Genomic DNA, 23,913 nt, shown 5'->3' on the forward strand with positions numbered 1-23,913 from the left:
ATCCATGGAGCCTGTTCCGTTTCTTCTTGTTGACGACCTCGAGGAAAACCTTCTGTCGCTGGAGGCACTACTCCGACGCGACGATCTCCTCCTCTTGAAAGCCCGGTCTGGGGATCAGGCGCTTGAGATCATGCTCCAGCATGACATAGCTCTGGCCCTGGTGGACGTACAGATGCCCGGCCTCAACGGATTTGAACTGGCTGAGCTGATGCGCGGCAACGAGCGAACGCGACGCATTCCAATCATCTTCGTGACCGCCGGGACCGGTGATGGTCAACGCCGCTTTCGCGGGTACGAGGCTGGGGCCGTCGATTTTATCCAGAAACCGATCGAGCCAGACATTCTCCGCAGCAAGGTGGATGTCTTCTTCGAACTTTACCGCCAACGGCAGCAACTGGCTGCGCAGCGCGACGAGCTCGCGGCACAGGCGGAAGCTCTCAAGGAAGCGGCACGCTATAAAGACGTCCTCCTGCGCGAGATCAACCACCGGATCAAGAACCTCTTCAGTCTCACCGCCGGCTTGATCTCGTTGAGCGCCAAACCGGCCACAAGCGTTGCAGAACTGGAAGGCGATCTCCGCTCGCGTCTGCATGCGCTCGCACGCGCCCATGAACTCACGCTGCCTGATCTCATCAGAGACGATGATGCGAGCCCTGCCGCCACGACCGTTACCGCCTTGCTCAAGGCGATCGTCGCGCCTCACGAGCATGCTGACGGGCCACGTATCGATATCGCTGGTTCGGATGCTCCGCTTGCCGGTCGAGCGCTGACGTCGCTTGCGCTTCTGTTGCATGAACTGACGACCAATGCGGCTAAATACGGTGCGCTTTCGACGACATCCGGGCAACTTGCGATAACTGTCTCGGCAGTCGACGAACTTCTCGATTTGCAATGGAACGAGCACGGCTCGACACCCTGCCCGGAAGCGTCTGGACGCGAAGGGTTCGGAACAACATTGGAAAGGGCGGCGCTACAAGGCTTGAGCGGTACAATTGCGAGAGACTGGCGGCCTGATGGCCTTTCGCTGTCACTTAGAATTCCTCTCGCAAATCTGGTGAGTTGATCCCGATATGCGCTCTTGCGGCGTAGCAACCTTTGCGGATTGCCGCCATGACCGGATCACTTATGTCGTGCGAGGCGGAACAATGAGGCACGCAAATGTGTTTCCAAACAGCAAGAATGCTGCGAAGGGACCCTTGAGCTGTCGCCGAGCCAGGCACTGGCAGCGGCATTTTCGCTCGTGTCTCCCGTTTTTACCAGCATAAACCAGCCGGGAGTTTAACGCGTTCTCGCTGCCTTGGCTCTAAGACAACGGAAGCAGCGATGAGGTTGCAAATAGATGGCAAAGACAACCGGCCCGTCGGCAACCTTTTGCTTCCAGGATTTTCTGACTAGTTTCGTCGTCCTCGCTGAAAACGGCGTTATCGAATGGTATAACTCCGCCGCAGCAGGTACGCTGGTAGGCAAGAACGGGAGAGGCCGTCTTTTCTCTGAGATGCTTGCCGAAGCTGCAAAGTTCGGAACGATCTCCAAGACAGCCGTCGGCCGGATCATTGCCGGCATCGAAACCGGATCGACTACGTTTCGGTTGGAGGATGCCAGGACCTTCCTGCTGCACAGCCATGTCTCGAAGAGCAGTATCTATGTCGAATGGACGGATATATCGAGCGTGTTTTCCGACGCCGGCGGCCGTGATCCGACGACCGGCCTCTTCACGCGTCGTGAATTTCTCGTTGTGATCGACAATCTGCTTGCGCAAAACTCTGCTCGACATTTCATCTTCGATCTCCGTCTCGATAATTTCAAAGACGTCAACGAACTCTTTGGTCATGCCGTTGGCGACCATCTACTCCGGCGGGTTTCCGAGAGAATTTCCGGTCAGATCAGGATAGCAGAGGCTCGACTTGCACATGTCGGTGGAGGAGAATTCCTCTTCGTCGCGACGGAGGACGAAGCCCTACCATTGACCGAGGTTCTCCTTGACCTCCTTAGCCGCCCGCATCTCGTTGATGGCAAGATGGTCTATCCCACGGTGAGCATAGGTGTCGCAATTGCTGACGGTTCCAACGCAGAAACTGTTCTTCGCAACGCGAGCCTCGCACTGAAAAAAGCCCGAGCCGAAGGAGGCAATCAAGCTGTCACCTTCACAACTGAAATGCATGAGGCGATGCAGCGCAAGCGAATGCTGGAGACTGAACTTCGAAAGGCGCTAGCGATGCGGGAGCTTTCGCTCGTCTATCAGCCGCAATTCCGGGTCAAGGGCCGCCGTCTCGTCGGTTTCGAGGCGCTGCTGCGCTGGAACCATCCTGACCATGGCTCTATCTCCCCAGCTGAATTCATACCGCTGGCCGAAGAGCTCGGCCTGATATTGCCGATAGGAGAATGGGTGCTACGGACGGCCTGCCGGAAGGCAGCATCATGGCCGCCGGGCATCTCAATCTCCGTCAATATATCGCCGCTGCAATTCCGCAGCACGACGATCGTCTCGTCCGTCAAGACAGCCCTGGAAAACTCCGGCCTTGATCCACGACGGCTCGATCTCGAGGTCACCGAGGGCGCGATCTTGATGAATAGCGCACCGATCATGGAAACCTTCCGGCAGTTGAAGGCGATTGGCGTCCGTTTCTCCATGGACGATTTCGGAACCGGTTATTCGTCGTTGAGCTATCTGCAGAAGTTTCCCTTCGATAAGATCAAGATTGACCAATCCTTCGTCAGGAGCCTCTCGGCTAATCGCGACAGTCTGGCGATCATTCGGTCGGTCTGCGCGCTGGGCAAGACGCTAGGCCTCACCACGATTGCCGAGGGCGTCGAAACGGAGGAGCAGATGTCGCAGATCGAGAAGAAGGGCTGCCAGCAGGTCCAGGGATACCTAACGGGTCGTCCCCTCGCCCCAGATGTCGCCGATCGACTTGTCGCTTCCAGCGCATAACAAAACGAGGATCACACCAATGACCGACTTCCGCCTCGTCTACTACAGCGAAAACCGCATCCCGCCGGAGAGGCTCGAGGCCGAAATCGAGGCGATCCTCGGAGCCAGCCGCCGGAACAACGGGCTCGTCGGGATTTCCGGCGCCCTGATGTTCAACGCCGGATTTTTCGCACAGGTGCTGGAAGGTACGCAACAGGCAATCGAGAGCACCTTCGAGCGCATCCAGCAGGACCGACGCCACGGCAATGTGCAGCTCCTCGACTTCACGTCTACCTCGACAAGGAGTTTTCTGACATGGTCGATGGCCTTCATCGGCTCGTCCGAAGGCGTCGCGGTCAGTCTCTCGTCTATCGCCTCTCGGAGCGGCTTCGATCCGCGAAACCTTGACGGTACTCAACTGTTCAGTCGCCTGCGCGATCTACTCAGCGAGCCTGGCTAAAATGGATCAGACCTTCTATTTGCAGCTGACTGGTGCCTTTCTTCGCTAAAGGACCCGGTACCAGCAGAGCCGGCAGTTCGTTTGCCAAAATCGCGCGCGAAAACGGAAATTTCTGAAGCGCTTCACAGCCATTCGAACAGTAGCTCCAAGCGGTCCATTGTGTGGACGCCTTTCGCGGTGTCCCTCTTGCCATTGCATGACCGAGGTTGAGCACCGATGTCACAATCGCATTGCTCTCTTGCCGCCCCAAACGTCTGTGTGAAAGACCGATCGATCTTGATCTTGTCAACCTTGAAACGGCACAGGTAACTCAACTCCAACTGCAACGCTTCTTCGACATCGCCGTCTCGTTCATTTTCTCACCGGTGTCACATGCTTCGTGCTGGCTCAGGAGCTTGCAGGCAGCGACGTCGGGCAACATCCTAATGCGGGAACAATAATAAACCTCGAGGGTTAGGCCGATAGATCGATATGACGAGATCTAGGCTAGAAAGGAAATCCCATGAAAAACCTAATTCTTGCCGCGGCGTTCGTTTCCGCGACAGCCGTTAGTGCCGTAGCGCAGACTGCGCCTTCCACCAACAGCAACGGCGATACACCCGCCATCGCAACCCCGGACTCAAAGAACGCGACCGCACCGGTCGAAGGGGCCAACAGTTTTACGGAGAGCCAAGCCAAGGAACGAATCGAGAAGGCCGGTTACAGCGAGGTCAACGACCTCAAGAAAGACGACAAGGGCATCTGGAACGCGTCCGGCATGAAGGATGGCAAGTCGGTATCAATTACCCTCGACTACCAAGGCAATGTGGTGGCGAAGTAACCTCAAGGAGTTTGAATGATGAGAACCGTAACCGGATTGTTTGACGATTATAGTGACGCGAGCACGGCGGTAAGCGCGCTTGAGTCGGCTGGCGTATCTTCGGGCGATATCAGTATCGTTTCTAACAACGTCGACAAGCGTCACGGCAACCAGTCGAATGCCGCAGCGGGCGCCGGAACCGGCGCTGGTATCGGGGCTGTCGTCGGCGGTGCCGGGGGTCTGTTGACCGGCCTGGGCCTGATGGCGATTCCGGGTGTCGGTCCGGTGGTCGCGGCCGGCTGGCTCGCCGCGACGGCGGCAGGCGCAGCGGCAGGCGCAGTGGCTGGCGGTGCTGCTGGTGGTATTATTGGCGCCCTGACGAGTTCCGGCGTTTCCGAAAGCGACGCACATGTCTACGCTGAAGGAATTCGGCGCGGCGGCACTCTGGTGACTGCCAAGGTCGATGATGCTCACGCCCCTGAAGCCGAAGCCATCCTCAAGCGTTCTAATTGGGTCGATCCCGTCGAGCGCCGCCGGGCCTACGAAGAGCAGGGTTGGACACGCTTCGACGACACGCTGGACCCGTACGATGCCGAGCAGATCGAGCGCGAGCGCCTGCGTTATCACCGACCAGGCATTTGATTGAAATCCATTTTGCTTTGGAGGAGCGATCGGCTGGTCGCTCCTCATCCCTTTGTCATTAAAGATTTGGAAAGCCGATGGCTCAAGCGACGGCATCTGGGAATCTGGTCTCAGCGTCTCGTTGGTGGCATCGATCGACGATCTACCAGATCTATCCGCGCAGCTTCGCCGATAGTAATGGCGATGGGATAGGCGACATCGATGGCATTATTTCGAAGCTTGAGTATCTGAAGGCGCTCGGCATCGAGATCATTTGGCTTTCTCCGATCTACGCGTCCCCAATGGACGACAATGGCTACGACATTTCGAACTACCAGGAGATCGCACCGGAATTCGGCACGCTCGCCGATTTCGACCGGCTTATCGCCGAAGCGAAGAGCCGCGGCATCGGCATTGTCCTAGACCTCGTCGTCAATCATACATCGGACGAACATCCCTGGTTCATAGAAGCCCGCAAATCGATCGACAACCCCTACCGAGACTTCTACATCTGGCGGAAGCCTGCCGAAGACGGTGGTTCTCCGAACAATTTGACATCCTCTTTTGGCGGGCCGGCTTGGACGCTGGATCTTCGGACGGGAGAATACTATTTGCATCTCTTCTCCCGCCGACAGCCAGACTTGAATTGGGAGAACGCAAAAGTCAGGGCAAAAATCTACCAAATGATGAACTGGTGGCTGGAACGTGGCATTGCTGGATTTCGTATGGACGTCATCGACTACATCGGCAAGCAGGTCGACCAGTCGATCATCACGGACGGCCCCCATCTTCACGATTATCTGCAGGAGATGCACCGCGAGACCTTCGGCAGTCGGGACGTCCTGACGATCGGCGAGACCTGGAGCGCGACGCCCGGCTCTGCTCTCCTTTACTCGGGCGCGGATCGTCACGAACTCTCGATGGTGTTTCAGTTCGAGCATGTGACACAGCAATGGGACGAGATCTACGGCAAATGGCGGTCTCGGCCCTTTGACCTCATCAAGCTGAAATCGGTCTTGAGCAAGTGGCAATATGCTCTCGCCGAAGACGGCTGGAATTCGCTCTTCTGGGGCAACCACGACCTGCCGCGCGCAGTTTCAAAATACGGAGACGCGAGGGGCTACCCGGTCGAGTCCGCCAAGATGCTCGCAACCGTACTTCATCTTCTGAAGGGGACGCCATTCGTCTATCAAGGCGAGGAGATCGGTATGACCAACGCTCCCTTCGCCAAGATCGAGCAATACAGGGATATCGAAACTCTCAACATGCATCGCCTCCATCTCGATGCTGGCCTGTCGCCCGAGGATTTTATCAAAGGCGCAAACGAGAACGGCCGCGACAATGCCCGGACACCGATGCAATGGACGCCGGAGGCGAATGCAGGCTTTACGACCGGCATCCCCTGGATCGAGGTAAACGAGAACTACACGGTCATCAATGCGGAACGTGCCGTTTCGGACGAGCATTCGATCTGGAATCATTATCGCAAGCTGATCGCGCTCAGAAAGGAGCACGCGGTTATCGTCTATGGGCGGTACCAATCCTATCTGGATCAACATCCCGACGTCTTTACCTATACGCGAACGCTGGACCGAAAGCGGTTGGCCGTCGTTGCAAACTTCTCTGCAAAAACGATTTCACTGGATTTGCCGGGCGAACTGCAGATAGCCGGGCGTTGCCTGATCAGCAATTACAGACCTTGCGATCGACTACCGGACAAAGTCGATCTGCAACCATATGAAGCGTTTGCTATTTTAGCCGTTTTAGATTGACGGCGGAACAAAGTCTTAAAACGGAAGTTTTCGCATACACCCGTGCATGTTCCCAGATGCTCGTGGATCTCTCTGACACAAGGATCAACCATGAGCATCACGAGTCGTGAGATCGATACATCTACTTCATCAAATACGACGAGACGATATCCGATCGGTGCTGAAATCCTCGGCGATACGGTATCATTTCGTGTTTGGGCACCGTCTCGGGAGCACGTAGCAATTCGACTTGAGGACGGTAGCGAACATGCGATGAATCGAGAGGATGGAGGCTATTTTCGCCTTGATCTTGAAGGTCTTGGTGCTGGTACACTCTATCGGTTCCAGCTAGATAGCAGCTTGGCGCCTGCGGCGGATCCCGCCTCCCGCTTCCAGCCGGAAGGGCCGCTGGGCTATTCCGCCGTGATTGATCCGCACGACTTTGAATGGAGCGATGCCGACTGGACCGGCATAACGCCGAACGGTCAAGTTTTATATGAGATGCACATCGGGACGTTCACCGCTGAAGGCACATATGCGGCCGCCAGCGAAAAGCTCCCTTTCCTGAAGGAGATCGGTATCACCTGTCTGGAGATCATGCCGCTCAACGAATTCTGCGGGGAGTTTGGCTGGGGCTACGATGGCGTGCTTCCCTACGCGCCGACCCGGCTCTATGGCACACCTGACGATCTACGATCGTTCATTGACACTGCCCATCAGCTAGACATCGGCGTCATTCTCGACGTCGTCTACAATCACTTTGGCGTCGGGAACCGGTTCCGTGATTTCACGCCTGCCTACTTCACCGAACGCTACTGGAACGAGTGGGGCAGCTCGATCAATTTCGATGGCGAAAACAGCGCCGGCGTGCGCGAGTTCTTCGCGAAAAATGCTGCCTATTGGATCGACGAGTTCCACTTCGACGGATTGCGCCTCGACGCCACCCAAGCACTTCATGATCGCAGCGAAGAGCACATCATGGCGATGATCGACCACGAAGCTCGCGCTGCTGCCGGGAGGAAGTCCATCTATCTCGTGGCGGAAAACGAACCTCAGGACACGCGCATCGTTTGCGGCGCCGATAAAAAAGGTTATGGCCTGGACGCTCTCTGGAACGATGACTTCCATCATTCTGCAATGGTCGCACTGACGGGCAGGAATGAAGCCTACTACCATGATCATCTTGGCTGCGCGCAGGAATTTGTATCCTCGGCGAAATACGGATACCTCTTCCAAGGGCAGCGATACGACTGGCAAGATGCGCCACGCGGCCGGCCCGGCTTCGATCTTTCTTCGAGTAACTTTATCCATTTCCTGCAGAACCACGATCAGATTGCCAATTCCGGAACTGGGGTCCGCATGGGAAAGCTTGCCTCGCCGGCGAGAGTCCGGGCACTGACGGCCCTTTTGCTATTAGGTCCACAGACGCCCATGCTATTCCAGGGGCAGGAGTTCGGCGCGACCAGTCCGTTCTATTATTTCGCAGACCACTCGGGGGAGCTTGTCGAAATCGTTCGAAATGGTCGCATCGATTTCCTTAAACAGTTCCCGAGCCTAAAGGATCCTGCCTTCGCTGAATGGATGCCTGTGCCGGCCGAACGCTCAACCTTCGAACGCTCGAAGCTCGATTGGTCTGCGCGGGACGTCAACGCGCATGTTGTCGCATTGCATCGTGATTTGCTGGTACTGCGCCAAAAAACGACGGTTATTTCCAGCGGCAATGGAATGCTGCGTGGTTTGCTGGATGGAAGCGTACTGGATCGAAAGGCATTCCTACTTCGCTTCTTTTCCGGCGAGCCGAAGAGCGAACGGCTGCTACTGGTCAATCTCGGTGAAGATCTTTCCGTAATGAGCCTTGCAGAGCCGTTGTTTTCAGCGCCAACAGGCCATCAGTGGACGGTCTTGTGGTCAAGCGAGGACATAATTTATGGCGGTAGCGGCAAGCGACCGATAGACTTTCAAAAGCGCTGGACGCTTGGTGCCGACACTACCTTGTTGCTTGCACCGCTGTCGGTCGAACATTATCCGATATCCGATCGCGAGAGCTTGCTCGCCTGGCAGGACGGTATTTCGAATGCAACGTCGTAGCGACATCTTAATGCCTCGTTACGATAAGATCGTGAAACAACTCCGCCGGCGTTGACTGACCGGGCGAAATCAATCGGCTGCCTCGCCGATTGTGTCTGCAACGAACGCACCGCGCGCTCCCATTGATTTCGGTGATCCGGTGGTGGAATCCCGAACGGTCTGGTGTTCCAGTTCGGCGCTGAGTTCGACGCCGACTATCTGGATGATCACCGAGATCCAGACCCACACCATCAGTCCTGTGAACGCACCAAGCGTGCCGTAGGCCGCATTGTAGTTAGCGAAGTTCTCAAGGTAGAAAGAGAACAAGATCGATGCAGCCATCCATAACAATGTGCTGAACAAGTCGCCCCAGCTCAGCCATTTCAGTTTTGCCTGTTCGCGACTCGGACCATAACGGTAAATAACTATTATACCACACCCGACAAAGACGAGAATGAAGGGCAGCGCACAAAACGAGCGAGAAGCTCCTGCCATTTGTCCAGCCAGAGATAGGCAAGTGCCGCCGGAAGCACGCCAATAGCGACAATGAGAACGATCGCGATGATGAGCGCGCCGAAGGTGAATGCGAGTGCCCGAAGATTAAGCGGAATCAGGCTACGCTTTTCATCTTCCTGGCAGGCAACGTTCATCGCGTCAAATGATGCCTTCATTCCGCTGTTGGCACTCCACAGGGCGACAATGAGGTCGGTTACAAATACAAAGCTTGGCGTAGAGGTCTTCTGCTCGGTGAGAGCGGTCAGCCGGTTGAGAATCAGGTCGAATGAACCAGGCGGAAAGACGCTTGCCAGGAAGCCGCTATGACCCATGATCGTGGCCGGATCGGCAATAAACCCATAGAGCGCAACCAGCGCGCCAAGGGCTGGAAAGAGCGACAGCAATAGAAAGTAGGTTACCCCTGGATGGTCGACAGAAGCATTTTCATCGAGCTCGACAAAAGTCTTCCGCACGACGAAGCGGGTCGCGTCCGATCTTTGATCAACAATTGCGGCGCCAATACCTCCAGTGCCAGGTCGCAGAGGGCGCCGAATTCGACGGCGGCTTTGGAACATTACAGGTGCGGGCGCATTTTCTAATGCCGTCATGGACGGTGCAGGCTGAACTCATCCGGGAGCATCCATGAAGGCCTATCTCTTGCATCGCCATTTCCGTCTCCATGACCGGCACCGTTCTTGCACAACAGACGGTACCAACCCGCTCCAATGCAACGATCGCAGGTCCGAATATCATGCATGGAAACCACCGCGACGATCCCCTCAAGTGCGTCGCCACAAACAAGGAAGGTCCTCGAAGGCGCCAAAATTCGATTTATGGAAGCTCAAAAAGTAATCGGTTTCGAAAGTGTACCGACAAGCTTTCTGCTCTGCAGACCGACCGGAACAATCTGTGTCGATTGCAGGTTTCCTACACAGGTCAACCTGGAAGGCGCCTTCATTATCACGCCCGCATGTCCCTTACGCACCCGCATCGATCAATTGCTCGGCGTCGTACCTCCGCTTGCAAAGGCGTCTTACGGTTCCTGCAAGTTTCTCGACCTTAGCCGGCGTTTGGCCTTCGTATATTTGCCGTAGATTTCCTGGAAGCGATCAAGCATCTCAAACTCGTTCAACAATATGATGCCAGGTTTTTATGTGGAGCGAGCCCAATAGGCATAGAGCCATTGTGGCTTGGAGGAAGCTATGGGAGAGAATAACTTGATCCAAGAAACGCCCCCTGCAGATATTGTCGAAGCCCCGTCCGAGCTAACCCCGGTTCAAGCAGATGAGGCGCGCAAAGCGTATTTGCTCAAACGTTTCTGGATCAGCGCACGCGAATATTGGGGACGAAAGGGCGATAGGCTCGCCTGGCCGTTTTCAATCGGGCTTCTTGTTCTGATCGCAATCAACGTCGGCTTCCAATACGGTATCAACGTATGGAACCGCAGGCTTTTCGACGCCATCGAGCAGCGCAATGCATCGATGGTATATTTTCTGGGCGCAGTTTTTCCGCCACTCGTGCTTGGTAGTGTCGCGATCGTCACCATCCAGGTCTACGTCCGCATGTTGATCCAGCGCCGCTGGCGTTCCTGGCTGACGAAAGCGCTGATCGCGCGATGGTTGGCAAACGGACGCTATTATCAACTCAATCTGATCGGCGGGGATCATCAAAACCCTGAGGCACGCATTTCTGAAGACATGCGGATAGCAACCGAGTCCCCGGTCGATTTCGTGGCCGGCGTGATTGCAGCATTCGTGTCAGCCTCGACATTCATCATCGTGTTGTGGACGATCGGCGGAGCTTTGACCCTGCCCATCGGTGACACGTTCATCACTATTCCGGGCTTCCTCGTCGTTACAGCTGTCCTCTACGCCGTCATAACCTCCGGCTCCATAACCTTCATCGGCAGAAAATTCGTCCGGGTTTCAGAAGCAAAAAATCAGGTGGAGGCGGAGTTTCGCTATACCTTGACCAGGGTGCGCGAAAACGGCGAGAGCATTGCCCTGCTTGGCGGAGAGGAAGAAGAGCGCAACGACTTGGAGAAGACGTTCGCCAATGTGCGACAACAATGGCGACTGCTGGCGCATCAGTATATGCGTACCACACTGGTGTCCCATGGTTCGATGCTGATCGCGCCCGTGGTGCCGGTACTGCTTTGTGCTCCCAAGTTCCTCGACGGCAGCATGTCGCTGGGCCAAGTCATGCAGGCGGCATCTGCCTTCACTATTGTCCAAAGCGCGTTCGGATGGCTTGTCGACAACTATCCACGCCTTGCCGACTGGAACGCCTGCGCCCGGCGCGTCGCTTCATTGATGATGTCGCTCGACGGGCTGGAGCAGGCCGAACAGAGCGAATCTATGGGCCGGATCAAACGCGGTGAAACGGAGGGGGAGATCATGCTCAGCTTGAACGACGTCTCAGTGTCGCTCGGCGATGGGACCGCCGTCGTTAAGGAAACGCAAGTCGAGGTGGGACCGGGTGAGCGTGTTTTGGTAGCTGGAGAATCCGGGGCTGGCAAGAGTACTCTTGTGCGGGCCATCGCCGGGCTCTGGCCCTGGGGTGGTGGAAGTGTGAACTTCCATGCGGACCGACAGCTCTTCATGTTGCCTCAACGTCCTTACATTCCTTCCGGAACACTTCGCCGAGCTGTTGCCTATCCTCAGGCCGCCGACAGATGGACCGCGGACGAAATATGCATGGCCCTTGAAAAGGTGGGCTTAGGCCATTTGAGTGATAAGATCGAGGACGAAGCGCCATGGGACCACACGTTGTCGGGAGGTGAAAAGCAGCGGCTGGCCTTTGCGCGGCTGCTGCTGAATGATCCAGATATTATCGTACTTGACGAAGCGACCTCGGCACTCGATGAGAAGACCCAAGATAAGATCATGGAAATGATGATCGAAGAACTTCCGGGCGCTACGATCGTCAGTGTCGCGCACCGTGCCGAGCTCGAGGCCTTCCACAGTCGCAAGATCACACTCGAAAAGCATGAGGGGGGTGCAAGGCTGGTAAGCGATATCGATCTCGCTCCCTACGAAAGCAAGCGCAACGTCTTCACTCGACTGATGAAATATTCCCGCAAGCTGCCATAGCCTCGTCATGCTGCGGCGAAAGCGCCGTCACATCATATCCGGCTCAAAGCGTTAGGTCGTCTGTTGCTTGCTCACGGGCTATTTTTTTGAAGAAGAATCTGGGCGAGCGAAACAAACTTCCCAGCTGGGTAACGCTCGATATAGGCGCGGATCATTTCTATATTGCCGCTGTCGCGTACACTTTCCCAGAAAGACACCTCTACAGCCGGTTCTTCCGACGGCGGAAGATCATGCCGGAGCCGCGCCCGAGCAAGGTCCGAGAAGGCACCATCGGGGTAGTGCTCGAGATAGAGACGCAACTCCGTCCCATCGTCGTCGTCGCGGATCGATTCCCAGAAGGCAATTTCAGTCAAGTCCTCGTCAGTATTTAATGTGACATCTTCACCGGGGCGACTCCTCGGCAAGGCACGGGCCAAAACCGGCTCATAACTGGCGTCGAACAAAACCTTGAAGATACGGACGGGACGAGCGATATTCTTGACGGTATGCTCGCCCATGTCCTGGAACTTTGCCTCGACACGATCGCGGATGTGGTCGCGAACGCCACGCGTCACGCAGATGCCACCAACATCGGCGAGGCTTTCTAGTCTCGCGGCTATGTTAACCCCATCGCCGAAAATGTCGCCGCTTTTAACCATGACATCACCGACATTTATTCCGATGCGAAAGTTCATTTGTTCATCCATAGGGATGCCGACATTGGCTCGATCAATGGCGAGTTGGATGGCGATCGCGCAATTGAACGCTTGAACCACGCTGGGAAACTCCGCCAGTATACTGTCTCCCGCCGTTCCGAAAATCTGTCCATTGGCGTTTTCGATCAAGCCGTCCACTATCGCTCGGTGGCTCGTCAGCATTGCCAATGTCCGCTCCTCATCGAGATGCATAAGACGGGAATATCCCTCGACATCGGCAGCGAGGATGGCCGCGAGTTTTCTTTGGAGAGGAGGCGTTTCCAAAATCTGATCCCAATCCACGGTTCGGCACAATCGCTTCTTTAGAAAGGGAGCGGATGACCAGGTTGTTCCACGCAATATGGATCGCGCAGCGCCCCATCGTCGAAAAATCGAAATTCGCGAGCAGCAGGCTGGAGAGGATAACGGATCGTCACGACCTATTTTGCCTCCCTGGATCCGAAACGAGGCTGTTAATCCAATGCCCATTGTGGGACCGCTTTGCCATGCAGATATGCTACGGTTCAAAACGGGTCTTAACTTTACGGTCAATCCCCTTTACGGTGAGAACACTTCCAGATCCGCTTCCCTCCATTTTTTGCGCCTGTTACGAAAGCATTGCTCGTGAAACACGAAGATATTTTACCGGTGATCGCAATTGCGGCATCGGCTAAAAACGCCGATGTATTGCGAATTTTTCTCAACGCTTTGCCTGAAAACCTCAACGCCCATATCATAATGGCCGACGTCGCACCGGCAGGCGAAATTGAACTTGCGGAGATCATCTCCAGGTTCACCAGCCGGCCGGTGCAGCGGATCGAAAAAACAACCATGTTGGAGAAAGACGCCATTCATGTCCTGCCCCCAGGTCGGTGTCTCCAATGTGCGGAAGGCCGCATCGCAGCCCTTCCGATCAGTGAGCCGTCCGGGCGAGCGGAATCGGCTCAGCTTTTCCTTCAAGCGATTGCCGGACAATGCCAGAATCCTCTTGTCGTCATCCTCGCCAATGTCGGCCACGATGCGGCCGCAGCCATCGCCCCACTCAAGGAGGCAGGCGGGATTATACTTGCAACTTCGCCTGAATCCGCCACGGATGATATGCCAGGGGATGCCACCTTTCCGGTCGAGCTGGCGGATGTCTTGCTGCCGGCTGCCGAACTTGCACGCTGCGTGGCCGAATTTTCGTCTCAGCATGACCGGAACAGCTCATTTTCTGACAGCAACGACGAAGATTTTCTCAAACGCATTCTCAGCCATGTGCGTCTGAAGACGGGACATGATTTCTCGCACTATAAGCGCGCCACACTGGTCCGCAGAATTGCCCGACGCACACAGGTCGCGAGAAAACATTCATTTGCGACCTATTTCGACTACCTCCGAGACGACCCGGAGGAGGCTCAGGCTCTGCTCAGCGATTTTCTCATCTCGGTAACGTCGTTCTTCCGCGATCCCAGATCTTTTGGATCCCTCGAACAATCCGTCATTCCACAGCTGTTTCAGGCGCCAGATGCAGCGATCCGCGTGTGGGTTCCCGGCTGCGCGACCGGAGAAGAGGCCTATTCGATCGGCATGCTTCTGCTGGAGGAAGCCAACCGTCGTAACATTTCTCCACAGATCCAGGTTTTTGGATCGGATCTCGACGCCGCAGCATTGGCCTTCGCACGCGAGGGGCGCTATCCTCCGTCGATCGAGGCGGACGTGTCGGAGGAGCGGCTTCGGCGCTTCTTTCAACGCGAGGAAGGTCAATATAGGGTTCGTAATGAATTACGCGACATTGTTCTTTTTGCTCACCACAGTCTTCTGAGCGATCCTCCGTTTTCGCGGCTGGACATGATCTCCTGCCGCAATGTCCTGATCTATCTCGACCGAAGCCTGCAGCAGCAAGTCTACGCCACGTTTCACTATGCACTCAATGCTGGCGGTTATCTGTTTCTCGGAGCTTCGGAAAGTGCAGACCAACCCGCAGGACTGTTCAAGGCCTTTGATCGGGATGCCAAGATCTATCGGTCGCTCGTAAGCCCGAAGCGAACGGAACTGCCTGTGTTGTTTGCGACCGCAGAGAGGACCGAGCGCCTTATCCGCGGCTCGAAGTCGTCCGTAGCGGTTACTAACGCGGTCGATGCGGCGTTTCACCAGAAAGCTCTTGAGCGTGTCGCCCCGCCGAGCATGATGGTGGATGAGGCCCATCGGGCGCTACATCTGTCTGACAGCGTTGGGCGCTATCTGCAGCCGTCGGGAGGACCTGTGACCACCGATTCGGTCGACATGGTACACCAGGAACTGCGCTTCGACCTTAGAAGCGCGCTCAATCGGGCGTTCGAGCGTGGCGAAGCTACGCTTACCATGCCACTTCTCGTCAGGTTTGGCGAAGGCCCCCGCCGGATTTATCTGCAGGTAAAGCCTCTCCTTGAGGATGATGGCACGGTACGATCCGCCGTCGTGATGTTCATCGAAGGCGAAGCTATGGTCGGAGCCTCCGGCCTGCTCGAAGTTCCGGCCGAACACGCGCCGGCCAACGAGATTATTCGGCAGCTCCGGGAAGAGCTTCAGATTGCCAACCTGCGGCTGCGCGAGACGCGGCAGGAGGCAGAGGCGACCAACGAGGAACTCCGGGCGGCAAACGAAGAACTGCAGTCGATCAACGAGGAATATCGCTCGACGTCCGAAGAACTTGAGACGAGCAAGGAAGAGCTTCAATCGATCAACGAGGAACTGCATACTGTCAATAACGAACTCAAGCTGAAGCTGGAGACTGTGTCGCGGGCAAACAGTGACATACAAAATCTGATGGCGGCCACCGACATCGGCACGCTGTTTCTCGATCCGGCATTGCGCATTAAGCGCTTTACGCCTCGGTTGCGCGATATTTTCAATATCACATCTGGAGATATCGATCGCCCGCTCACCGACTTTTCCCATCGGTTGGACCATGAGAGCCTGATCGACGATATTCGTCTGGTTCTTGAAACACTGACGCCTCTGGAACGCGAGGTGCAGAGCCGGACAGGTAGCTGGTATATGCTGCGAATCGGCCCTTATCGAACAATCGATGATCGACCGGATGGCGTGGTCGCCACGTTTGTGAACATTACCGAGCGACGCAAAATTGAGGCTGCGCTTCGCGAAAGTGAGGAGCATCTTCGCCAGGAAGCACGGTTGGTTGAACTTTCACGCTCGCCGATATTTGCCTGGGATTTCGACCACGGTATCGTGCAATGGAATCACGGCAGCGAGGTTCTTTACGGCTATACGCGTGACGAGGCAGCCGGCAAGCCCAAGGAAAAGCTCTTGAAGACGGTGGTTCCCGGATCGTCATTTGAGTGCCTTCGACAGGCGCTCCTTGACGATGGCAGCTGGAGTGGTGAGGTCCTTCATACGACCAAGGATGGACGTGTGCTGACGGTGGAAAGCCAGCTCGAATTGATGACATCGGGAGAACGCCGGATTGTGTTGGAAAGCACACGCGACATTACCGACCAAAAGCGATGGGCCAAGCGTCAAAGCTTCCTGCTCGATGAACTTGCTCATCGGGTCAAGAATTCGCTGACCGTGGTGCAGTCACTTGCACGCCAGACTTTGCGGACGAGTTCGTCGGGCGAGGACTTCGTCGAGCGGTTCGAAGGTCGCCTTCTAGCTCTCGCCAATGCACACAAGCTGCTGGTAGAGTCGCACTGGGAAGGCGCCGAACTGCAGGAGGTAGCCCAATCACAATTGCAGGCGCACCTCGGTGGAGAGACGAGCCGCTTGAAAGTCCACGGACCGGCGATCCGCCTGCCGGCCGAGCTCGCAACACCTTTCGGACTCGTATTACATGAACTTGCGACAAATGCCATCAAATATGGGTCGCTATCCGCGCCCGAAGGGCAAGTTGAACTTTCGTGGACCCGGGAAGGAAACAATCCGCGCAATGTGACAGTTATCTGGGCGGAGAGCGGAGGCCCGCCCGTCGAACCACCCACGAAACAGGGACTGGGTGGGATCTTGATCAGCAAGGGCCTTCCCGGTGCCAAGGTCCAACGGCAATTCTTGGCGCACGGTCTCCATTGCACAATAGAAATAGAAATTCCGGAGCAGGAAGAGCATGGACCCAATCATTGATCAGACAACCGCGCTGAAAGGGGCCAAGGTGTTGGTCGTCGACGATGAGCTTCTAATCGCCCTCGATGTCGAGGACAGCGTTATGAGAGCTGGTGGTGAGACCGTCGGGCCGTACGGCACTCTTTCGGCAACGCTTTCCGCAATCGAGAGCGAGAGCTTTTCCGTCGCTGTACTCGACGTCCGGCTTGGTCGTGAAACCTCTGAAGCAGCCGCACGACGGTTGAAGGAGAAAGGGATTCCTTTTTTATTTTACACGGGCCAGTCCCTGCCCGAGCGTATGCAGGACCTGGCGAGCAATACAGTTGTTCTCATGAAACCTTCGCCCAGCCGGGCGTTGGTTGCAGCTCTTAATAGCCTCGTAACGACGGAAAATTAGGTTTTCACCACATATCGATGTGTGTTTGAATCCTTGATTGCCCCCAATGTGCCGGCTCGCAAAACGAGCCACGCATCGCTGACGTGGGACGCTCCGGCGGCGGATATGTTGATACCGCGAGGCGCGTCTGCCAATTCCGCGAGTACAACTACAGACTCTGGGAGGAGAAAGGGCGATCCAAGGGGCTTCATCTCGACCACTGGCAACGAGCGGCCGATGACAGAGTTCCGGCGCCGATCAACCCGCTGCGGAACGTTCAGTTCGCAGTCGGATGTAATGGTTGTTGTAGGCAGATCTTGGAGGTTGACGTCAATACGGCTCGTAGTGTCGCAAAAGTCAGGCAAGACGTTGTTAGCAGGTTTTGGGCAGACTGTCGGAAAACTCGAAAGACGCAAGACATGTTGGAGTTCTATGCCGCCTAACACCCTGCAACTGCATTCATGTGCCGCCTGGGCAATGGCGTGCCCGACTTCATCGGACTTTGACGAAGCTCTTGTGGCACTCAGCGGCCACTCGCGGGTGTGGTCAGCGACGAGAACAGGCCGCATCCTCTCGCCGGCGTCGTCACCGCCATGATCGCCGGCGCTCTGATCCGGCCTGATTGACCTGGTGAGGTTGAGGCGACCACGACATTGGGCGCGGCCCGCTGCAACATATCGTACGTATGGAGCGCCTCAACGAACGTGGGGATCTTTCCGCCGGCGAGATGCGACGATGGTATCAATCTCCGGCGCCAGCAAATCGTGTTTCTCGGCGAACGCAGCGAACAAGCCGCGCGCAGTCTCCGCTTCGATCTCGCCACGCAAAGCCGCGCCGCAAGCCTTCAGTGCGACCGAATGGGCACTGTCCCTAAACGATGCCGGCCACTCGCAGAGATGGCTGTACGCTTCGGTGACACTGCGAACCTCTGTCGGAAAGCCAAGGCCGACGAGAATGGATACAGGTTGTTTGAACATATCGGGTTTCACCGCTCTCTCCTTCCAACCCGGAATGTTGACGGGCGCCACCACGGCGGCGCCCTTTCCCAAACTTCTGATTAAGCCGCCTTCTGTGCTTCGATCTGCGCCGGAACAGCAGAGCGTTCCAGGTTCGATGCCTGAATGTCGATCTTCCGTGGCTTAAGGGCCTCCGGGATCTCACGGATGAGATCGATCGAGAGGAGACCGTTCTTCAGATCAGCACCGTTCACCCTGACATGGTCGGCAAGTTCGAACCGATGCTCGAACGGCCGGCCGGCGATACCGCGATGCAGGTAGCCTTCGGAAGGGGTTTCCTGCTTCTTGCCGGTGACGGTCAGAAGGTTGGACTGGAAGGTGATGTCGAGATCATCCTGCGCGAAGCCCGCTACGGCGATCGAAATCCGGTAGCTGTCATCGCCGGTCTTGACGATGTCATAGGGCGGCCAGTCGCTGATCGAGCGGGCGCGCTGGGCGTTTTCGAGAAGATTGAAGATCCTGTCGAAACCGACGCTCGAACGGAAAAGCGGTGCATAGTCGTAAGATGTTGCCATAGCCATATCCTCCTTGAAGCAACATGGGTATGGAAGCGCCGAAAGCGACGCTCCCAGCAAAGCCAGCCCTGACTTTAGCGGCTGGCGGCATTCGATTTGGTTTTTGGAAATTTCGGATTCAAGAGCTGGTTGGAGAAAAATTGTTCATTTTCGCCGGTGAGAATTTTGATGGAATGCTGCACTGCAGCGGAACAACAAACGGCTCCGCCAATTCTCAAAGTCATCATCCCTCCCGTAGCCAGGAGGTGGCAATGGATCCCACGGTCGATCCCGTTTATATCGCCAGGAAACAGGATGATGGAACGTGGAATATCGTCGACAGCCAGACCGGCCAGATCGCCGACATCGGCGGATGTGTTCTGGGACGGCTTGACGCCGCAATGGCAGCGGGATTGGTGCAGGACTTCAACGATACCCCTGCCCCGATAGATAATCAATCCGTCAGATTGGGAGCTTTTCCCGAAACACGTCTCCCCGTTTCCTCCCTGCGGTTCCGCAATATTTCTTCACCAAAGGAACTTTCAACTCGCATGTCGATTTGAGTGATTAATGAGGAGGAGCATTGGATATGAAAAAGCAACGGCCTTTCAAACTGCACGTCCGATCAGCGGCGAGTCCATTGCCAACGGATTTCGGAAAAATTGGTCTTCTCGGCGAGAGCCCGGCCGAGTTTCCTGATTGGTCACGCCCGTAAGTGTCAATCCCTGGCCTTCGATGAAACTGACGAAGAAATGACGTTGCGATTGGCAGCATTGAACGACGCTAACCCGTTACTGAAGACAAGAGGAAATTCAATGATCGACAATGAAGATGAGAACGACGGCAAGCGCCGTGAACGTGCCTACAGAATCTGGGAAGAGGAAGGAAGACCGGAGGGACGTCATCTCGACCATTGGCAACGAGCGGAAGAACAGCACGAGCATACAGAACAAGAAGTGAACTCATCCAACGGACCGGAAAGCGACAACTCGCCAGCGCATGATCACCAGCAGAAGAAAGCTGCTCCTGCGAAGACGCCAAGACCTGTCCGGAAGTAACCAGTTCCAGACTTATAGGGGATTCCGTTGCCTATCATCAACCTTCTCATTCTCTTCGCGCGATGGGAGATGTTGAGGACGCTTATCAAAATGCTGGGCGCGGAATCGGTGTATCCCGCCGCCGCGATATATTAGGCCATACGCTCAGAGCGCAACGGCAATTCGACCGGAGTTCAATGGAGGAGATCGCATGGCGGTGACTTATCATGTCGGCAAGCACGAAGACGGATACGGCTATCGTCTTTAAAAGATTTGGTCCGAGACATTTCCGGATCACGATACCGCATTTGCCGCAGCCAGGGCGGCAGCCGAACGCCAGCATCTCGAGGGCCAGGATGCAGAAATTTCCTATCAGCTTCCAGCCGGTAGCTGGCGCGTTGAACATGTCGACGGTGGGGATCGTCCGGATACCGAGGTTGTCGATGATGAAAGCGGAAGTGCATGATGGGTATAAAGCAAAAGCGCAAATGCCACCTGATAGGAAGTAAGATTCTGCTTCTGGGTTTTCGGCGCGCTCTAAGATGTCACAGTCGCCGGGCGCGTCCACACGAAGCTCTATCAATCATTTTTATGAATGGCTGGGATACGCGCTCGCTATCCATTCCAGAAGACCCAGATATGGACCCGCCATGATTTGTCACATCAGCAATCTAGCCGCCTTGGCGGATCCTGACAGAGAAGTCGCCATACAAATCAGGGACTTTGATCATACCGTCATCGGCAATCCCGCTCATGATCTCATTCGCTTGGGACTCGCATAAACCTCGCGGGATTTAGACCTTCCTGGTATCGCAACCGCAAGAAGGCAGCTCTCATCGCCGGATGAGAGGCAGCCTCCGCGGAAATCCAAATGAGCGCGCCGCAGTTGAGATCGTAGCTATCGTCTTCACATCCCACCGGCATCATTCTCCTCGGACTTCATCGATCTCATACTGTCAACGTCCCGTTCGCGATCGATCCACCGCATGATCGGCCGCCCACCGGGGCGGGTGTTCTGCCTCGTGTTCCAGCACCATGCGGATGGCACGTTCTCGGACTTCAGGTGAAAACTTGTTCGTTGTCTTGCTCATATCGGCTCCACTTTCTCAGAAGTTGGAGCCTCCGGCAAACCCGGCGCGGTTCAGATCCTGCGCGAACTGAAATTCAATTTAGCCGTGTATACCGCCCATAAAACTGAAGGCGACGACCGAACCTGTTCCTTATGGGAACGAAGATTGGCTGAAAAAGTTTAACCAGGCATCGACCCAGGTTATAGAGACTCAGTGATGACACCCGATGATCGCCTGCTCGAAGAACTCGCGCCTCTCATATTCACCGATGCGATTTTCTGGTTTCCTGATGAATCCCCAATAACATCAGGGAGATTCAGGGCTACCCACGAGAGGACATAGCAGCGGCTTCGAAATATCCATTATTAGTCCGAAGATGTTCGTTGGACTGTCGTCGGTGAGATCGCCGCAAAATATCTATATGAAATATAGCTGGAAAGCAGACGTCGAGGGGAGCCCTTTTAACGGACAATGTAGTGGGATCGCAATCCTCAGGCAAGAATGCCGCGATTGGAATCGCCCACGGGCATCTTAGCCGTTTTCCGAGCTAATCTGGACAGCAGCCATTTTTTGACGGCAGGGAGCTTCACTAAGTGAATGAAATGAAAGAGGTAAACAAAGCAATTCCGCTAAATGCTGTGGACGTATCCAAGGAAAAGTCGCATTCGTGGGAAAATCTTGCCCTCTTGGAGGAGGTTGAACGCCTACTGAAAGGTCGTACCCGAGACATACGACTGAAAGGCGAGCTCCTTCGCCTTTTTCAAGAGCGTTCCTTGCCACGAACCGCCAAGATCATCCGCTCATAGATGATTTGGGTAACGTTCATAGATCTGCTTACATTGGGTCTGAATGTAATTCTGCTTCCGCGAACGGTCACAGTCTCCATGCTTGCGCCGGCCTGCATTTTACCTCCCGCGGCTTTGGCTACGGCCTTTTTCTGGAGAAAACCAGAAATATCCAAGCTTCATATAGCCGTCCTTATAGCCGGATTGTTCTTTATCCTCCTCTCCGTTGCACTCGTGGGCGTAACGGCCGGTGGGGAATTTTACGAACGGCATTTGAATATCATGTTGTTCGTAGCTATTTCCGCGATCATTATCTTCGCCATTCCGCTGCCGGCGACGACGACCATCGCGGCAATGGCTCTGGGCCTTTATCTCTTCTTCCAGATCCATAATCCGAGTATCACCGTCGGAAGCGTAGAGGCGGCAACCTTGTTTTTTTCTGCCGGAATCATCGCGACAATAGTGTCTCGGCGCACCATGACGATACTTGCGCAAAAGGCCTTTCTCCTCGAGCTCCGGGACCGAAGCCGGGTAACGGAATTGGCTTCTGCAAACGCGCGCCTTGAGCTCCTGGCAAGAACCGATCCACTCACCGGCATCGCCAACCGGCGCTGGATGATGGAACTGCTCAATCGCCTTTGGGATGCGGAAGCCGAAACGAGGGGTATAGCCCTGCTGATGTGCGACATCGATCATTTCAAGGCCTTGAATGACAGCCTTGGCCATGGCGAGGGTGATCGCTGCCTCGTGAAGGTCGCCGGCATCATTCAGAGCAACTTGAGAGGAAACCATGATCAGGTAGCACGCTATGGCGGCGAAGAGTTCCTGATTGTACTTCCCACGATCAGCGAGCCTGAGGCATGCGAGGTCGCCGAGCGCATCCGAGAAGCCGTGGAGACGGCTTCACTTCCCAATCCTGGCGCGCAGACTTTACCTTACGTCACGGTCAGTGTCGGCGTAGCTTATCTTGCGGCTATTGACGACATTAGCCCCGAACAACTTCAAAGCCGGGCAGATAAGGCTCTCTATGTGGCCAAGCAATCCGGTCGAAACCGCGTCCTACTTCATCAGGGAGAGTAAGTTAGCAGTTTGCGCCTACAACGCTCTAATCAGGTTCTCTCAAGAGGTCTGCGGAGGGGCGTCAAGCCTCATGAGGTGCACGCGGCAGTATTCAAGATATCGGTATCTGTAGCATTGGTCGTGCGCTCGTGATCCATCGGAAGGTCGCTGATGGTAAACATCAAAGGCTTGGAATGTTTTGCTGAAAATCGGCAGAACAAATGCTCGCCGCTCTTCCGCCTTGCTATTCCAAAGCGCCGAGATCGGCGAACGATTGCTGCTGTTCCACTGTTGCCTCAGCCTCGGCTATGACGCGATATGCCTTGCCTTGAGCCTTCAATTCCTTCGCCGTCTTCAGCGCCTCGGGATAAAGAAGCTTCGGCTCGTCGCGTGTATCGCTCCCGTCTGGGTCGAGCGAACTGAGCGCAATAACCTGAAACCTTGCCGGCATCGCCGCCTCCCTTGTGTTGGTCTGCTATCCTTCGTTGCCATCTGAGACGAAATTATTCGGGACATTCTCCCGAGCCGCTCGCAGCGCGCGTGCCTGTGTGAGCCATTTTTCCACCAAGACGGCCTCGATCGAGAAAACGATCTCCTCAAAGGTCCAATTGGCGTCTTCCAGTTCGCGAACCAGAGAGGTCAGTTTCTCATCGACGACGCCCTTGAGTTGAGTGTCATTGACGTCACGGGCAGATCCCATTTGAATACCTCCTGAACAACCTGAGATGCGGATCGCCCCGGCATCGCCGAGGCAGCGCTGGACCGCCGCGATCTGATCTTCGGCGATGTCGATGGAGATCTCGATCTCGCCTGCGAGCGCCGCGTCGTCACGGGCACCCTCCGAATGGGACCATCTCCTCCGGAAGGCGCCGATCCAGCTGTATTGCGGTCGCCTTCGCCTGGACGAAGATATCGGGCCGGGAGACGCCATGCTGCTGCACCAAGTGTTCAACCGCAAGGTCTGCCGCCTCGCGTGTCTCGAAAGTGGCCGTGATTGTCACAGTGTTGTCATCCGCCATCTGACCTCTCCTGATCTTCACATTCAGTGATCATAACGCCTTTTTCGGCCGAGAGTTTCCGAGGCTGGCCTGAACCGCGACCTTTCCTCTTCTCCTCAATAAAGCGGCGA

Annotated in this window: 19 protein-coding genes and 3 pseudogenes; 15 read left to right on the forward strand and 7 right to left on the reverse strand. The window is 55.6% G+C overall.

The genetic code is table 11. The annotated features are described in order from the left end of the window. Positions 1-4: 4 nt before the first annotated feature. From ACJJVH_RS30115 to treZ, 7 genes are all read left to right on the forward strand, one after another. Entirely contained in the window at positions 5-1,063 is a 1,059-nt protein-coding gene (locus ACJJVH_RS30115) for a response regulator (RefSeq protein ID WP_112803956.1), read from the forward strand. Between the two features lie 276 nt (positions 1,064-1,339). Beyond that, entirely contained in the window at positions 1,340-2,932 is a 1,593-nt protein-coding gene (locus ACJJVH_RS30120; protein ID WP_412066919.1) for a putative bifunctional diguanylate cyclase/phosphodiesterase, read from the forward strand. A 19-nt stretch (positions 2,933-2,951) separates the two neighbouring features. Further along, the gene (locus ACJJVH_RS30125) at positions 2,952-3,371 is read left to right on the forward strand and encodes a BLUF domain-containing protein (RefSeq protein WP_112803954.1); all 420 of its coding nucleotides are present in this window, start codon (positions 2,952-2,954) and stop codon (positions 3,369-3,371) included. A gap of 502 nt (positions 3,372-3,873) precedes the next feature. Next, on the forward strand, positions 3,874-4,191 hold the full coding sequence (locus ACJJVH_RS30130) for a PepSY domain-containing protein (RefSeq protein WP_112803952.1): 318 nt from the start codon (positions 3,874-3,876) through the stop codon (positions 4,189-4,191). 18 nt (positions 4,192-4,209) lie between these two features. Continuing rightward, on the forward strand, positions 4,210-4,812 hold the full coding sequence (locus tag ACJJVH_RS30135; protein ID WP_113361309.1) for a general stress protein: 603 nt from the start codon (positions 4,210-4,212) through the stop codon (positions 4,810-4,812). A 77-nt stretch (positions 4,813-4,889) separates the two neighbouring features. Next, positions 4,890-6,563 (forward strand): alpha-glucosidase, encoded by a 1,674-nt coding sequence (locus tag ACJJVH_RS30140; RefSeq protein ID WP_412066920.1) that lies wholly within the window; start codon positions 4,890-4,892, stop codon positions 6,561-6,563. Between the two features lie 90 nt (positions 6,564-6,653). Beyond that, positions 6,654-8,630 (forward strand): malto-oligosyltrehalose trehalohydrolase, encoded by a 1,977-nt coding sequence (gene treZ, locus ACJJVH_RS30145; protein ID WP_412066921.1) that lies wholly within the window; start codon positions 6,654-6,656, stop codon positions 8,628-8,630. 69 nt (positions 8,631-8,699) lie between these two features. Here treZ and ACJJVH_RS30150 read toward each other — a convergent pair. Further along, positions 8,700-9,712: pseudogene (locus ACJJVH_RS30150) on the reverse strand (YihY/virulence factor BrkB family protein). 594 nt (positions 9,713-10,306) lie between these two features. On the opposite strand from ACJJVH_RS30150, the gene ACJJVH_RS30155 reads away from it, so the two are divergent. Further along, complete coding sequence (locus ACJJVH_RS30155; protein ID WP_412066922.1) at positions 10,307-12,196, forward strand: ABC transporter ATP-binding protein/permease; 1,890 nt, start codon at positions 10,307-10,309, stop codon at positions 12,194-12,196. 71 nt (positions 12,197-12,267) lie between these two features. Here the strand turns inward: ACJJVH_RS30155 and ACJJVH_RS30160 are convergent, their stop codons facing one another. Next, a complete protein-coding gene (locus ACJJVH_RS30160) occupies positions 12,268-13,155 on the reverse strand; it encodes an adenylate/guanylate cyclase domain-containing protein (protein WP_113361307.1) in 888 nt (295 codons plus the stop codon). A gap of 339 nt (positions 13,156-13,494) precedes the next feature. Here ACJJVH_RS30160 and ACJJVH_RS30165 point away from each other — a divergent pair, with 339 nt between their 5' ends. The 3 genes from ACJJVH_RS30165 to ACJJVH_RS30175 all read left to right on the forward strand — a co-directional run bounded on the left by ACJJVH_RS30165 (position 13,495) and on the right by ACJJVH_RS30175 (position 17,766). After that, positions 13,495-16,968 carry a CheR family methyltransferase gene (locus tag ACJJVH_RS30165; protein WP_412066923.1) on the forward strand — a complete coding sequence of 1,158 codons (3,474 nt, stop codon included), beginning with the start codon at positions 13,495-13,497 and terminating at the stop codon, positions 16,966-16,968. After that, a complete protein-coding gene (locus ACJJVH_RS30170; protein WP_112803948.1) occupies positions 16,952-17,344 on the forward strand; it encodes a response regulator in 393 nt (130 codons plus the stop codon). Before ACJJVH_RS30165 ends, ACJJVH_RS30170 begins: the two co-directional genes overlap by 17 nt. A gap of 83 nt (positions 17,345-17,427) precedes the next feature. Beyond that, positions 17,428-17,766 carry a DUF2934 domain-containing protein gene (locus ACJJVH_RS30175; RefSeq protein WP_162704092.1) on the forward strand — a complete coding sequence of 113 codons (339 nt, stop codon included), beginning with the start codon at positions 17,428-17,430 and terminating at the stop codon, positions 17,764-17,766. Between the two features lie 252 nt (positions 17,767-18,018). Here the strand turns inward: ACJJVH_RS30175 and ACJJVH_RS30180 are convergent, their stop codons facing one another. Both ACJJVH_RS30180 and ACJJVH_RS30185 read right to left on the reverse strand, forming a co-directional pair. Beyond that, positions 18,019-18,312, reverse strand: coding sequence for a DUF982 domain-containing protein (locus ACJJVH_RS30180; protein ID WP_113386063.1), 294 nt, complete (start codon positions 18,310-18,312; stop codon positions 18,019-18,021). Between the two features lie 68 nt (positions 18,313-18,380). Further along, positions 18,381-18,854 carry an Hsp20 family protein gene (locus ACJJVH_RS30185; RefSeq protein WP_113436205.1) on the reverse strand — a complete coding sequence of 158 codons (474 nt, stop codon included), beginning with the start codon at positions 18,852-18,854 and terminating at the stop codon, positions 18,381-18,383. A gap of 23 nt (positions 18,855-18,877) precedes the next feature. Here ACJJVH_RS30185 and ACJJVH_RS30190 point away from each other — a divergent pair, with 23 nt between their 5' ends. The 4 genes and pseudogenes from ACJJVH_RS30190 (at position 18,878) to ACJJVH_RS30205 (ending at position 22,805) form a co-directional block, all read left to right on the forward strand. Beyond that, positions 18,878-19,396: a hypothetical protein gene (locus ACJJVH_RS30190; RefSeq protein WP_162762099.1), complete on the forward strand. Its 519-nt coding sequence runs from the start codon at positions 18,878-18,880 to the stop codon at positions 19,394-19,396. Between the two features lie 252 nt (positions 19,397-19,648). After that, a complete protein-coding gene (locus ACJJVH_RS30195) occupies positions 19,649-19,891 on the forward strand; it encodes a DUF2934 domain-containing protein (protein WP_412066924.1) in 243 nt (80 codons plus the stop codon). 521 nt (positions 19,892-20,412) lie between these two features. After that, the gene (locus tag ACJJVH_RS30200; protein ID WP_113452798.1) at positions 20,413-20,652 is read left to right on the forward strand and encodes a DUF2252 family protein; all 240 of its coding nucleotides are present in this window, start codon (positions 20,413-20,415) and stop codon (positions 20,650-20,652) included. An 890-nt stretch (positions 20,653-21,542) separates the two neighbouring features. Next, positions 21,543-22,805, forward strand: a pseudogene (locus ACJJVH_RS30205) (GGDEF domain-containing protein). A 223-nt stretch (positions 22,806-23,028) separates the two neighbouring features. Here the strand turns inward: ACJJVH_RS30205 and ACJJVH_RS30210 are convergent. From ACJJVH_RS30210 to ACJJVH_RS30220, 3 genes and pseudogenes are all read right to left on the reverse strand, one after another. Continuing rightward, positions 23,029-23,235 (reverse strand): hypothetical protein, encoded by a 207-nt coding sequence (locus tag ACJJVH_RS30210; protein ID WP_412066925.1) that lies wholly within the window; start codon positions 23,233-23,235, stop codon positions 23,029-23,031. Positions 23,236-23,259: 24 nt separating this feature from the next. Further along, positions 23,260-23,484 (reverse strand): hypothetical protein, encoded by a 225-nt coding sequence (locus ACJJVH_RS30215; RefSeq protein WP_113401160.1) that lies wholly within the window; start codon positions 23,482-23,484, stop codon positions 23,260-23,262. Between the two features lie 21 nt (positions 23,485-23,505). Next, positions 23,506-23,803, reverse strand: a pseudogene (locus ACJJVH_RS30220) (hypothetical protein); the annotation flags it as partial. Positions 23,804-23,913: the final 110 nt, after the last annotated feature.

The sequence above is a fragment of the Rhizobium sp. SYY.PMSO genome (assembly GCF_046840415.1).
Taxonomy (GTDB): Bacteria; Pseudomonadota; Alphaproteobacteria; order Rhizobiales; family Rhizobiaceae; genus Rhizobium.